Annotated in this window: 12 protein-coding genes; 3 read left to right on the top strand and 9 right to left on the bottom strand. The window is 40.4% G+C overall.

The genetic code is table 11. From position 1 onward, the window contains the following. Positions 1-177 precede the first annotated feature (177 nt). The 9 genes from ACF8OV_RS13925 to ACF8OV_RS13885 form a co-directional block, all read right to left on the bottom strand. Positions 178-624: a GNAT family N-acetyltransferase gene (locus tag ACF8OV_RS13925; protein WP_317675822.1), complete on the bottom strand. Its 447-nt coding sequence runs from the start codon at positions 622-624 to the stop codon at positions 178-180. A 1181-nt stretch (positions 625-1805) separates the two neighbouring features. Then, positions 1806-2558 carry a hypothetical protein gene (locus ACF8OV_RS13920; protein ID WP_199479388.1) on the bottom strand — a complete coding sequence of 251 codons (753 nt, stop codon included), beginning with the start codon at positions 2556-2558 and terminating at the stop codon, positions 1806-1808. 262 nt (positions 2559-2820) lie between these two features. Further along, a complete protein-coding gene (locus tag ACF8OV_RS13915) occupies positions 2821-3459 on the bottom strand; it encodes an HNH endonuclease (protein WP_025580634.1) in 639 nt (212 codons plus the stop codon). 144 nt (positions 3460-3603) lie between these two features. Next, positions 3604-4011, bottom strand: coding sequence for a hypothetical protein (locus tag ACF8OV_RS13910; RefSeq protein WP_203505285.1), 408 nt, complete (start codon positions 4009-4011; stop codon positions 3604-3606). Between the two features lie 134 nt (positions 4012-4145). Continuing rightward, positions 4146-4616, bottom strand: a complete 471-nt coding sequence (locus ACF8OV_RS13905) for a GNAT family N-acetyltransferase (RefSeq protein ID WP_203505283.1) — start codon at positions 4614-4616, stop codon at positions 4146-4148. Positions 4617-5464: 848 nt separating this feature from the next. Then, on the bottom strand, positions 5465-6007 hold the full coding sequence (locus ACF8OV_RS13900) for a hypothetical protein (RefSeq protein ID WP_031812424.1): 543 nt from the start codon (positions 6005-6007) through the stop codon (positions 5465-5467). 626 nt (positions 6008-6633) lie between these two features. After that, the gene (locus tag ACF8OV_RS13895; RefSeq protein WP_203505281.1) at positions 6634-6963 is read right to left on the bottom strand and encodes an MFS transporter permease; all 330 of its coding nucleotides are present in this window, start codon (positions 6961-6963) and stop codon (positions 6634-6636) included. A gap of 150 nt (positions 6964-7113) precedes the next feature. Continuing rightward, on the bottom strand, positions 7114-8766 hold the full coding sequence (locus ACF8OV_RS13890; RefSeq protein ID WP_203505278.1) for a DUF262 domain-containing protein: 1653 nt from the start codon (positions 8764-8766) through the stop codon (positions 7114-7116). 206 nt (positions 8767-8972) lie between these two features. Next, positions 8973-9458 carry a GNAT family N-acetyltransferase gene (locus ACF8OV_RS13885; protein ID WP_140290589.1) on the bottom strand — a complete coding sequence of 162 codons (486 nt, stop codon included), beginning with the start codon at positions 9456-9458 and terminating at the stop codon, positions 8973-8975. 322 nt (positions 9459-9780) lie between these two features. Between ACF8OV_RS13885 and ACF8OV_RS13880 the strand changes: the two genes are divergently transcribed. The 3 genes from ACF8OV_RS13880 (at position 9781) to ACF8OV_RS13870 (ending at position 12893) form a co-directional block, all read left to right on the top strand. Beyond that, positions 9781-11127 carry an integrase arm-type DNA-binding domain-containing protein gene (locus ACF8OV_RS13880; RefSeq protein ID WP_065871673.1) on the top strand — a complete coding sequence of 449 codons (1347 nt, stop codon included), beginning with the start codon at positions 9781-9783 and terminating at the stop codon, positions 11125-11127. Between the two features lie 135 nt (positions 11128-11262). Beyond that, entirely contained in the window at positions 11263-12105 is an 843-nt protein-coding gene (locus tag ACF8OV_RS13875; protein WP_065871672.1) for a hypothetical protein, read from the top strand. A gap of 14 nt (positions 12106-12119) precedes the next feature. Continuing rightward, positions 12120-12893, top strand: coding sequence for a hypothetical protein (locus tag ACF8OV_RS13870; protein WP_065871671.1), 774 nt, complete (start codon positions 12120-12122; stop codon positions 12891-12893). The last annotated feature ends 111 nt before the right edge of the window (positions 12894-13004 follow it).

The following is a 13004-nucleotide window of genomic DNA, read 5'->3' as shown; positions in this document are numbered from 1 at the left end:
GAACAAAGAAAAGACACAAGCTACTGATTTTACGTGATTAAACATAACGCCGCGTTAAGGGGTGAACAACGCGATGCCACCCAACTTAAACCATTGTGCCATCAACACAAAAGCTAAACTTTGAACCAAAACTGCCATGCGTTGAGAATCCCTCTTAAACGCTTTGTTATGTGCGTACTAAAGTTGTGCGTACAATCTCAGCATGTCTTTGTGTTGAATACCATTTTCATAGATTGGCTTTGGATAATTCAGCAAAAAGTAATCTTTGACAATTGAGTCAACCCTAAAGCCAAGACGCTGATAATAAGTCAGTTGATAGCCAAAGGTGCCTGTACCCAGTTCAACACGTGAGATTCCCTTACTTGATAACTGAGACAGAACCGACTTAAGCAATTCAGAACCAACACCTTGACCTTGTAACTTTGGATATACAGAGACATTGAATATCTCAGCAAGACTATTGGTTTGTAGCTTCACTATGCAAGCAGCTAAAACACGCCCATTATCTAGTGCAGCGAAGCACCATGAATCGGATAAATATGAAGAAATACTCGCTTCAGAAGGATCGGCTTCAAGCAGCAAATCTAGCGGAATCTGGCTACTTTTGACTTCGATATATTGCATTTTCCCTCCAAGCACATAACGCCGCATTAAGGGGTGAACAACGCAAACCACCCAACCTAAACCATTGTGCCGTAAACACTAAAGTTAATTCAAACCAAAACTGCCAAGCGTTGTGAATCCCTCTTGAATGCTTTGTTAGTTGTCAAACCTAAAGCTTTGATTTGAAGTCGATTGCCGTTTTGCCAACACTTGCTTTACGTATTTTGAAAAACTCAGTTCAGGCGCAGTTTCAAAGCGCCTGTCACTGAAACCACCTAGAACTAAAAACGCCGTAGAAAACGAACTGACAACACCAAAAAGACCTTTTGGAGAAACAGTGCCACAAAGCTGACTTTCAACAAGTGAATCGGCTTCTGAAACAGAAAGTCCGACCACAAAAAAACAATGCCTGATTTGCTCAAACCTAAAAGACTAAAATTTGTAATACAAAACCGAACGAAATACACCGGACCTTAGCCCTAAACATTTTATTTTAGCTGCGTTTTTTCTCGTTGGCAACTAACGCCGCGTTAAGTGGTGAACAACTCTAACCACCAAACTTAAACCATTGTACCTTAAACACTAAATTCAACTTGAACTGACATCGCCAAGCGTTGTGAATCCGCCTTAAACGCCTTGTTAGGCGAAGTTTTCCAACAATGTTTAAGTTGTTTTGAAAGCAGATTACCCGAAACAAAATAAGCAACCAAACACCCACTAAATTTTTGTGATTCAAGAACCACAAAACTCACTATGTTTCAGCCAAAATTCCAACAACCACGAAATGCAGACTTTCAGCGATCAAGTTGCTTTTGAGGAAACGAAACGTAAAGCTACAAACTTAAAGCGAGAACAAAAGCCTCAATTAACTTGCCCTTACCACACTTTGAGCCAGTTAAACTCACCACTAACCAACTCCAAAAAACAATGAGGCAACCCACGAAAATTGGCATGTTTTACGGCTGGAGATATTCAAGAATTTGAGCCGATAATACCAAATTGCCGACTTAGAAAAACGAATGCTCAAAGAGAACTAAAAAGATGAGAACAAAGAACTTCCCTGCCCGTCGCCTAACGCCGCATTAAGGTGTGAGTAACGCTGCCACGAAACTTAACCTTACCACCGTAAACACAAAACCCAACGATGGAATGAAAAATGCCAAGCGTTGGGAATCACTCTTAAATGCTTTGTTAGTTGATAGCTAAACGCCAAACTCTTTCCGCATTACCTCCACGACAAAGTCAGGAAGCTTCGGCTCACATCCACCTAACATATCAAAATTAGGTTGTATGATTTCTGTAGTTTTAAGCTGCTTCTGTGATGGTATACCGCCACTTCTAGGATTTGCATAAATTGCCTTAATTAATAACCAATCACCATCAGTAGATATCCATAGATCATTTAGATTACGAACTCTTGAATCAAACCAAAACCTAACCCAATCACGCCGAATATACTTATTTTCTTTGTTTTTTACAGGGGGAAACTCTTTTAATGCCAAAAATATAAAAGGGAGTTGAGTTTCTTCGATGTGTCGGTAGCTCCATATTTTATATTTGTCGGCAAATTTGATTAACTTTATAAAATCAAAAATACTCAGAACTTTTAAATGGCTTTTCATCAAAGCGTAGTGGTATTTCCAGTTTGAAAGAAAAGATGTTCTTAGCAACTTGGTTTTAACTCGGTCTTCCTCAACATCATCGAGTACTATGTAAGGTTGCTCAGCTGAAATTTTTAAAGGGCAAAAAACATCCACATCAGGTTGATGGCTAAATACTCCGTCAACAGCTGGATTCACTTCGCCTTTAGTATGCATTTGACTATCACAAGCAGGACATCTTGCTAAAGGGCGCTCATTTAGATCACCATGTTTATCTAGTTTTGTACCAAACTCATCGATATATGCTGGGACATCGATACTTTCATTCTTTGTAGGGTGCAATGCAGTTTTCATAATTTCAACAACCATCCAAGCTATGAGATTTCAATGATTTATAGGCAAATCTTATAGGATGATACTATCTCAATTAGAACTGTCCACCTAATCACAGAAAGATTTTTAGAGTGCAGAGGAAAATGTTAACGAATATCAACTAACGCCTTGTTAAGGTGTGAAGCACGCAATACCTAAGCCTCCGCATACCACCTTAGCCACTAAAATCAACGCATAGTAAAAATGCCACGCGTGCCGAATCACTCTTGAACAATTTGTTAGGCTAAATCTTGCAGCGCTCGACCATCGTTAAAAAGAACAATTCCTGATAAAAGCATTGAATAACAACATAACCCTCATCTTGAGTTTGAATCCAATACTCAAACTCCGAATAGCCGACGCGTTTACTTGGAGTCGATTTAGTAAATGAAAGTATCTGTTCAAGTAACTGCTTCTCTTCAGGAAACTCGACCTTAAGTAGGTTCAACATGATAGTAGAGTGCTTGTAATTACAATGCTCTATGTGCTCCTCATGAACCAATAAGCCCTGAGCATTTATCCCTGCCCAACCTGAAACTTTACTCTCGTCAAAAGTAAATGCTTTCTTCGATCCCTCAGGGGTTATCGCTGTATGAGTAGAGCTCATTACTTCTTTAATAAAACCCACTTTCTGCGGGCGCTTAACTGCCCGTAACATTTTATCTATGTGGAATTGATGTTGAGGATTGATAGAAGTTAGGTCCGACATAGAAAGTATATTCAAAACAAATTCGTCATCTGATGACTTTTTATTATTGCAGGCTCGACAAGCGGGAATAGTGATCAGACTAGAGGTACCTTTCTTAAAGAAAGACTTTGGAGGAACGTGCTCACGCGCAAACTCCTCTTCTTTAATCTCATTACAGCAGTATACACACTTCATAGATTACCTTTTAGCCTAACGCCCTGTTAAGGTGTGAGCAACGCAATACCGAAGCTCCCGCATACCACCTTAAACACTAAATACAACGCATAGTAAAAATGCCACGCGTTGCGAATCCCTCTTGAGCAGTTTGTTAGCTGTGTTTTACAACACGAGCTTTGCTCCCAACATACCAAGAGCTGCGATAGCTACCATCGTAAACCAAAGGTAAATCATAAAAGATAGGTATAATGAAAATAAACCTCTCACAGCTTTATCTATGTTTGCACCTTCATCGTGCTGTAAGAAGTACGCTAGTTCTGCTGTAGGTATTGATCCAGCAAAGCTCTTAAATTTGAACTGTACCATCATCAAGCCCATTGAGACTGGAAGACTAGATACTAATAAAATGATTCCCACCGAAATCCAGACATTCTCAGGGGATTCATTACCTAAAACTACTGCTGCTCCAATCAACACTAAAAGCATTCCCAGAAAGCCCTTAAAAGATGACAACAATGAGTCTCTTGTTTTTATATACAGCCAGAATAGCGGCTTATCGAATTTTCTCATTTTTTCCTCAAACAGCTAACGCCGCGTTAAGTGGTGAGCAACGCTACCACCCTACCTAAACCATTGTGCTGTAAACACTAAATTCAAAGCAAACCGAAAATGCCAAGCGTTGAGAATCCGCCTTAAACGCTTTGTTAGCTGCGTAGCTTTTTGGAGAGCAGGTTCTGTTTTAATTCGAATCCGGCGCTAGTATAAAAACCGATAGCTCCTGTGTTATTTGACCAAACATGCAGGTCAACTGAACTAGCGCCAAGAGCACTAGCCCACTTAGAAAAGTGAGAAACTAGCCCGGTAGCTACACCCAGCTTTCGAGCTTCGCTAGAAACGATTAACTCTTCAATATATCCATACGTTCGTGATTGCGTCCAACGACGCTCTTTAACGTCAGTGAGATTCCCCAATAAAGCTCCGACTACCTTTCCATCGTGCTCGCTAACAATAAGCAACTGATTTTCATCAGATAGAATGTCTTGAAGCTCAGTCTCATTTAGTACATCTTCAGTTTTGCGAACAACATCTGGGGCTAAGTCTGAGTTGTGCTCGTTCTCAGCAATGAAAAGGCTAACCAACACATCTAAATCTTTGATTTGGGCTACACGAACCATAAATCTTCTCCAAGCAGCTAACGCTCTGTTAAGGTGTGAGCAACGCAATACCGAAGATCCCGCATACCACGTTAATCACTTAAACCAACGCACAGTGAAAATGCCACGCGTTGCGAATCACTCTTAAACAGTTTGTTATGTATATGGTCAACCACTGTAAGTACCCCAATCCCACCACCCCTTAACAGGAGAAGCGACAAGTTTTTTTCCTGAACCGAGCAATATCGTTACTTTAGCAGCAGCATTATGGTTACGGTTTCGAATTTCATTCAGTGCGTCAAAATCAAAAGAAGTACAACCGAATGACGGAAGGTTTAAGGGCTTATCTTTCATTGAGTATATACAGATACTTTCACAACCTTTGGACCTCATATAGACATGAAGAATCACCTCATTTCTATCTTTTTCATTGATCAGATGTAAACGTTTTTTTGTGGGCTTTGATCCTCAACTTTAGATACTATAAATTTAATTTTACTTTCAGACTTCAACTTGAAGTTAGCGAAAGCAACTAAAAAAGCGCTAATAGCTATAGACATAGCGACTAAAGTCAAATGATGTTCCGTAGGTTGGATATCGATACCGGTATCAAAAAAGAAATTAATCACTGGCATTAGATACGGCACTGACACTGAAACAATAAATATAAAAACTCCACATCCCAAAACTATTAATAACAAATGAAACTCCACTTCAAATTTATATTTCCTGAGTATACATAACGCCCTGTTAAGGTGTGAGCAACGCAATACCGAAGCTCCCGCATACCACCTTAAACACTAAATACAACGCATAGTAAAAATGCCACGCGTTGCGAATCACTCTTAAACAGATTGTTAAGTGCGTGCTCACAGCGGTCGACTTATCCCCTCTGCGATTGCTGCAAATATAAGTACCGAAACTGGAGGCAAAACCATTCGAAGCACCACAGTATTAAAAGAAGCACTTCTTGGAGGGTAAAGATAGACAATTACAGTCACCAAGTAAGTTATACCTGCAATTTCCAATGATGGATGCATTTCCTTAAAAAACGGAACAAGTAGCGATGCGAAAAATGCCATGCAGTACGCAATGACACGCGCAGCACTCAATACTTTATAACGCTCTGAAATGTATGGTAAGTATACGAGTATGATAATTGCACAATAATCTAACTGCCATTGTTCGACAGTAAGGCCTAGCTTTTCAACTATTCCAAGAATTTGAAAACCAACTGATCGCCAAAACGCTATGCCTTCCGCAACAAAGCCCTTAAATTGGTAGACTTGATCTGCCAGAGACGCAATAGATAAACAAGATAACAAGAACGAAGCGATAAAAAACAGCTTCGTTGTCCATGCCCATTCAGACCATTTCGATTTCATACCTACGAAATCTTCAGCAATACCCATGTATTAATTACCTTTAAAACACTTAACGCCGCATTAAGGGGTGAGCAACGCCACCACCTAACCTAAACCATCGTGCCGTAAACACTAAAGCCAATTCAAACCAAAACTGCCAAGCGTTGTGAATCCCTCTTGAATGCTTTGTTAGTTGCCTGACCTAACGCTTTGATTTGAAGTGGATTGCCGCTTTGCCAACCCGAGCTTTACGTATATTAAGAAACTCAAATCAGGCGCAGTTTCAAAGCACCTGTCACTGAAACCACTTGGAACATACAACGCCGTAGAAAACGGGCTAACAACACCCAAAAGCTCCTTTGGACAGACAATATTACACAGCTAAATTTCAACAAATAAATCGGTTTCTTAAATAGAAAATCCAACCAAAAAAGAAACTAACAATCGATTTTCACAAACCCAAATAACTAGAAATTTAAATACGATCACCTAGCCAAAAGCACATGGACATTAGCCCTAAACATTCTGATTTAGGTACATTTTTCCTCGTTGGCAACTAACGCCCAGTTAAGGGGTGAACAACGCAATACCGAAGCTGCTGCATACCGCCTTAAACACTAAAACCAACGCATAGTAAAAATGCCACGCGTTGTGAATCCCACTTGAACTGTTTGTTATAAAACAACTCCCCACGAGGCAAGAACTATATTTATCAAGTAAACAATTAAAGCAGTTGTCGCAAATATAAATGACCATTGAGACAGGCTGCTAAAGCGTATGATTATCCAGTACTTAGCAACTTTGTCATCGAAATTATCCTTGTCTTCAGACATGTAATAGCCAAATGAAAACAAAGCATTAAGAACTAGAGCTGTAATATAAAATATTGTAGAAAATTGTAGTAATTGACTAGCCGAGATCAACTCAGCTTTATCGACAACAGCTAAAACGAACGCAAAGCTCGCTCCGGTGAAAGTCGGATAAATGATTTTGCCTAATGCCATTTTAGCCTCTGTTTTATAACGCCGCGTTAAGTAGTGAGCAACGCTACCGCAGAACCTAACCATACCACCGTAAACACAAAACCCAACGATGGAGTTAAAAATGCCATGCGTTGGGAATCTGTCTTAAACGCCTTGTTATAAGCAGTGTTATCAGACTAACCAAAGCTCGACAAGAGAACGCTTTAATAACTCATGCCGTTCTTTTAGTGAAAATATGTCCCATTCTGATACTTTGCAGATATCTCTAGTAAGATCAAATGAACTCTTGTTGTTTAATTTCTCGTAGATTGCTTTCTTTTTCTCGAAATCACTATTTTGTGCTTCTGAGTTCTTGGAACCACTTATTAAAGTTAAATTGCCTAACTTATGCAACCACATAGCATGGTCGTTTGAATTAAACCTTGAGGTCCAATATTCATTAGCTAGCCTCTGAGGTAATATATGCTCAATCGTTATTCGACCTGTATAAGTTTTGATAACACTTTCATCCTGCTGCTCTAAATCCAAGCGCAAAAGGATAGCTTTAATCAAATTTACTTGGTTTGGCCTTGGTTCATATAAGTCTTGATCTAATGCTTCAATAAACCCAGCATTATCAGCGTGTTGATTAACATGCTCAATAATCTCAGAAAAGGACTTTCCATTGTTTATTGCAACTAGAGCAGAGTAACACACCATTTCTCGTTGACTTTTAACTTGTTTTTTTAGCCAACCATGCATATAAACTTTTTCAAATGCTGCGACAAAGTCGTTGAACTCAGGCCAAGTTAGATCGCTTTCTCTCGTCATCCGATTGATAAATGCCATCACAGGTGGAATCCATTCATCAGTCGCTAGATTTGTAAGAGATGCTATTTTTCTTTTTAAAGATAAGTTCTCAAACTCTATATCTGCCAATTTGGTATAATTTTTCGCTGAGTTAACAAGCATTAATGACATTTCTACAGCATCACCACCGAAGTCATTTTGGAGGCTTGTTACAAAGGAATCTAACCCTTTTTGTAATACACGGTCACGGTCCTTCTTTTCCGATAGTTTGTGTAATGTTAGGAATTTATCAAGTTTGTTAACGCCCACCATATCTTCGATCTGAGACCATGCAGATTCAATTTGACTTGAATCTTTTTTCAACGATGAAGCAGACTCAAAAAGAGTATTTTTGAGCAAATCTGCATTACTGAGAGGTAGTCCGCGATTGTTCAAAACGTTGAACAAACGAAAAGAAGATGCAAAATCATCAGTTTGAACAAACACGATGAATACATTTTGAAGGATATACTTTGCGATTTTTTTTAAATCACCTTGTTCTTTATCGCATAAATACTTTCTTACTACCGAAGCATTGTCAATAAATAGCTGCTCTGTATCTGTAGGTTTCTCCGGCTTGTATTCCTTTTTATCTTGCAGGATAAAAAACTTGTATAAGTCATGTTCTTTTTTTCGCACAACTAGGCGAGGTTCATCGGTCTCATCAGAGTATACATCGATAGGTAATATGCGCTTTTGGAGGTCATCTTTGACACCCTGAAAATCAATAAGCTTCTTTAATTCTGAGACTATCAAGCTAAGCGTAGTCAAACGCTGCTGGCCATCAACTACCTCGAAAGTATTATTCCCTTTGTTAATACAGATCATGCTACCAATGAAGTATTCATTCTCATCAGAGAGATAGCTTTGATAGATATCATCGATAAGCTGTTCTGCATTATCAGGACTCCAACTATATGGTCTCTGATAAGCAGGTATGATGTACTTTTTGTTTTCTGTCAGGATATCCTGAACTTTACACTCTTTGGCTTCCACTAAACTAACCTATTGAAATACAGATATCTTTGGTGCAGATTATGCCATACTGGACTAATTGGATACAGTGCTAGCTTAAAGACTGCTTATAACGCCTTGTTAAGGTGTGAGGCACGCAATACCGAAGCTTACGCATACCACCTTAACCACTAAAACCAACGCATAGTAAAAATGCCACGCGTGCCGAATCACTCTTGAACAATTTGTTATGTTCGTAGCCATTTGTACATGACGTAGCTATCAACTAACCCCAAATGGGAATGCTTATATGCACTAGGGATTGTACCTATGATGTGAAAACCTAGCTTTTCCCAAAGCTTCACCGCGACTTCATTAGTAGACACCACGCTGTTGAATTGCATAGCGTCAAAGCCGAGCGCTAGAGCCGTTTTCTGCGAATGCTCACACATAAGTCGTGCAATGCCTTTACCTCGAGCTTCGCATGAAACCATATACCCACAATTACATATATGGCTGCTTGGCCCCATTGCATTTGGCTTGATGTAGTAAGAGCCCAGAACCACGTTATTTTCTACAAAAACAAAAGCTTTCAAGGGAGATTCGCACCATAGAGTGAATGATTGTTCCAGCGTCATATCTGGGTCAAAGGCATAGGTTTCTTGAGCCTGAATTACCGCTGAAAATGTTGGCCAAAACGACTCGAAATCGGCTTTTGTAATTTCTCTAATCATAGATTTCTTCCTAGAACATAACGCCGCATTAAGGTGTGAGCAACGCTACCACGAAACTTAACCATACCAACATAAACACAAAACCCAACGATGAAATGAAAAATGCCAAGCGTTGAGAATCACTCTTAAGAATTCCCAGACACTAATCACCATGACTCACCACTTCTCAAAAAACAACCTAACCGTTTGATTTAAAATAACATAACACTCTTTCACAGTCACCTTTTCTCACTACATCTCACAGCTCTAGCCCCCCCTTGCGTACCCCAAAATCGATTGATAATTTGAAGGGGAACAAATAGATAAACAGGAGGGTAGCAGCATGGCTATCAATAAATTAACAAATACACAAATCAAGAATGCAGCGAAAAGTGACAAAGAATATTCACTATCAGATGGTGGAAACCTCTACCTAAGAATACGTAAAAACGGCTCTAAGAACTGGTTATTTATCTACACAGACTTTAGCACTAAAAAGCGTAAAAAAATGGGGCTTGGCTCATACCCTAATATGACGCTGGACGAAGTACGCAAGGTCGCTAAAGAGCTTCGTAAGCAAATGACGAACGGTATTGACCCAAAACTGTTTCGTGAAAAGCAGAAGTTAGACCATTTGGTTGAAAGCCAACAGACCTTTAAAGCGGTCGCAGAAAAGATGCTTCTGAAAGAAGAAATTCAAGAGACAACTAACCGAGAAAAGCTGATTGTCGAAGAACGTGAGAGAGCTAGAATTAACGGCACGGTATTCGGGCAAGATGAAATCGACCGCATCACCAACAAAGTACGCTCGTCACATCGCAAGCGTCTTTTCTTAAAACGTAACCTATATCCTAAACTAGGCAACCTCCCTATGGCCTATATCACCGCCGCTGGAGTCATTTCGGTCATCGAACCTATGCAAGCTAAAGGACAATTAGAAAATGTTAAGCGTGCATGCTGCATTGCCAATCAAGTGATGAAATTCGCGGTAAACTCAAACATCATTAAATCTAATTGCTTAGCCTATATTAAAGACAACTTTGCCAAATCGAAAGTCACTCACATGCTCAAAGTACCGCCAAACGAACTTGGTGAAGTGATGGCTATCATGTCAAACAACCAAATGAAACCCGTCACCCGTTGCGCGTTCGAAATGCAAATGCACACGATGACTCGCGCAGATGAACTCGCTGCCATGCGCTGGTGTGATATCAACATTAAGAATAAACTTTGGACAATCCCAGCTTTCTACACTAAAAGCAAACGTGAGCATTTGGTGCCGCTGAATGACTACACGTTAGGGATATTAGAGTTCATTCGACCAATATCAGGAGAGCACATCCACGTATTTCCATCTGACAAGCCGAATACCAAATTCCCGCACATAAGTCCTTACGCCGTGAATTCATCACTCAACCTCACTAGTTTAAAAGGAAGGCTCGTCAGTCATGGGTTTAGGGGCATTGCTAGCACGTATCTCAATGAACACAAACAGTTCCGTGAAGATGCAATTGAAATGTGTCTTGCTCATTTAGATAAGAACACCACTCGAGCTTCATACAACAGTGCGTTGTATCTCGATGAACGATACGAAATTCTTCAATTCTGGAGCGATTATATTGTGGAATCGACAGGCAACTACTATTCGATTGCAGGACAATATCAAGCGGAGAATAAACAGAGCGCATAACCAGCGCTTCAGTATGCATTACCACTGAGCCTGAATGGCTTGACACCACTTAACTCACCGTCACTTATGACACCCTCAACCAGTTTAGGGTGCAGCTTTCTGCGTCCTAAATTCAGCCAAGAAGGAATCACGCCTATGCCAAATTTGAACTTACACCAAGCTCACTTAAGCCAATTTGAGGTAAAACCCATCAGCGAACATCCTCGCTTTAGTGAAATGCAAGCGCTGCGCCGTTTACGCCGAAAAGGACGCCTAGCCTTCCCCCATCAAAATGAAAACATCGGAATAAAACAACACCGTCAGCTTAGCGCCCATCATATCTCCACCAATCAGCATGGCATTTATCAAGTCAAAATCACACCACCATTATCCTTAAGAATCTCAGGCTGCACTAAGTCTCATTATTTTGTGGCACTGAAAACAGATGAACCGCAACATGCAATAAGCAGAGCGAAAGCAGTGCGCTTACAAGCTAAGTGCTTTTTCCAAAACAACCCCCATGCCCTTCCCGACTCTCTGTCATTGAGTCAGCAATTATTAGTGCAAATACACTTAGTGGCTAAGCATTTTCCTGTGGTTCGTGCTTACAAACACAAACCGACAAAAGGCGACTTCCCAACCTTGCCCCCTCTAGACTTGAGCTATTCAGAAGAGGAACTTCGTTTTCCATACTTCAACTGGTTAAGTGAATTGATGGCAGAGCGTGAGCATTCAGGAATGTCTCAATTCAGACTCAATCAGATTGCAGACTACCTTCATCATTTTTTACGCTTCGTTGACGACAACCACTCCAGTAGCAATGAAAGATTATACATACAGACACAAGACATTCGTCAATATCGTGAGTCACTCCGCCAATCTAACGTATGCCACAAAGAGCAAAAACAGCGTATTGATGCAGTACACTTTTACTTTCGCTGGCTGACCTATCGAGGCTATTGCACTACCCCAAGACTGACACGTCCCCTTTTCTCTTAATTAGGAGTTTAACCATGATGATGACTAACCCTATACGCCTCAGCGTCATTTCTGCACTCGATGAAGGCCTAGCTTACTCCCATTCAGACTACTTTGCGCCGCTTCTGATGCAAGGTATCAGTGCGGTAGACATCGGTCTCATTGAACTAGTCACCACGATATTACGCACTGAACCATATCTCAATGAAACTGACCTGCTCGATCGTGGAGTGAGTCCAAGGCAAATTAAACGTGTGTTGGGTGGTTTTGACAACTTCAAGCAACTGTTGAAGATTGATGATTATTGTTTTAGTGATTTACTACGAGATAACAATTGGGATATTAGCCACGGCATTACGCTCTCGTACTTCCAATATCAGAAGTTTTATCAAGATATACGCAGAGACTACATTCAAGGCCATATTGCTGACATGCATCCAAACTTATCGGTGTTACTCAATGATGATTACTCAATTCACTCTATTCCTATCACCCGAAGCCATTATGCCACTGTTCCCGCTACAGACGCCGAAGCAGCAGCGGTGAGTTTTGCTTTACTGTTCAGAGATTACGAATTCATTGAGTATGACGAACCGAAATCGCTCCTGACTTTACAAGCGCATCGCCGAGATAAAGCTGCCGTCATAGAGGTACGTTGCCTCGCTTCGAAATTTTGTCAAAACACGGCAGCAGGGATTTGTGTCGTGGATGACGCTCAAGCCATGACTAAGCTCAGAAATCAGAAGAAGATTCTTGATTTTAAAACCTTGATTGAGAGAAACACGCGTAACACCACAATACCAACTTAGGTGCCTTGAACGTCTCAAACATCTTATTCGAATTAGAGATACAGCTTTCTTGCAAGAAAGCTGTTTAACTCTCTTTTGGACAAAAATCATTTATGGTCGATGCTCTAAATC

The organism is Vibrio sp. GLN_1 (genome assembly GCF_043106015.1).
Classification (GTDB): domain Bacteria; phylum Pseudomonadota; class Gammaproteobacteria; order Enterobacterales; family Vibrionaceae; genus Vibrio; species Vibrio parahaemolyticus.
This window is presented reverse-complemented; position numbering and strand designations above follow the sequence as displayed.

Coding starts and splice junctions, on each gene's coding strand:
- ACF8OV_RS13880 (WP_065871673.1), top strand. CDS start 9,781: ATGGCTATCAATAAATTAACAAATACACAAATCAAGAATGCAGCGAAA.
- ACF8OV_RS13905 (WP_203505283.1), bottom strand. CDS start 4,616: ATGGTTCGTGTAGCCCAAATCAAAGATTTAGATGTGTTGGTTAGCCTT.
- ACF8OV_RS13885 (WP_140290589.1), bottom strand. CDS start 9,458: ATGATTAGAGAAATTACAAAAGCCGATTTCGAGTCGTTTTGGCCAACA.
- ACF8OV_RS13925 (WP_317675822.1), bottom strand. CDS start 624: ATGCAATATATCGAAGTCAAAAGTAGCCAGATTCCGCTAGATTTGCTG.
- ACF8OV_RS13900 (WP_031812424.1), bottom strand. CDS start 6,007: ATGGGTATTGCTGAAGATTTCGTAGGTATGAAATCGAAATGGTCTGAA.
- ACF8OV_RS13915 (WP_025580634.1), bottom strand. CDS start 3,459: ATGAAGTGTGTATACTGCTGTAATGAGATTAAAGAAGAGGAGTTTGCG.
- ACF8OV_RS13910 (WP_203505285.1), bottom strand. CDS start 4,011: ATGAGAAAATTCGATAAGCCGCTATTCTGGCTGTATATAAAAACAAGA.
- ACF8OV_RS13875 (WP_065871672.1), top strand. CDS start 11,263: ATGCCAAATTTGAACTTACACCAAGCTCACTTAAGCCAATTTGAGGTA.
- ACF8OV_RS13920 (WP_199479388.1), bottom strand. CDS start 2,558: ATGAAAACTGCATTGCACCCTACAAAGAATGAAAGTATCGATGTCCCA.
- ACF8OV_RS13895 (WP_203505281.1), bottom strand. CDS start 6,963: ATGGCATTAGGCAAAATCATTTATCCGACTTTCACCGGAGCGAGCTTT.
- ACF8OV_RS13870 (WP_065871671.1), top strand. CDS start 12,120: ATGATGATGACTAACCCTATACGCCTCAGCGTCATTTCTGCACTCGAT.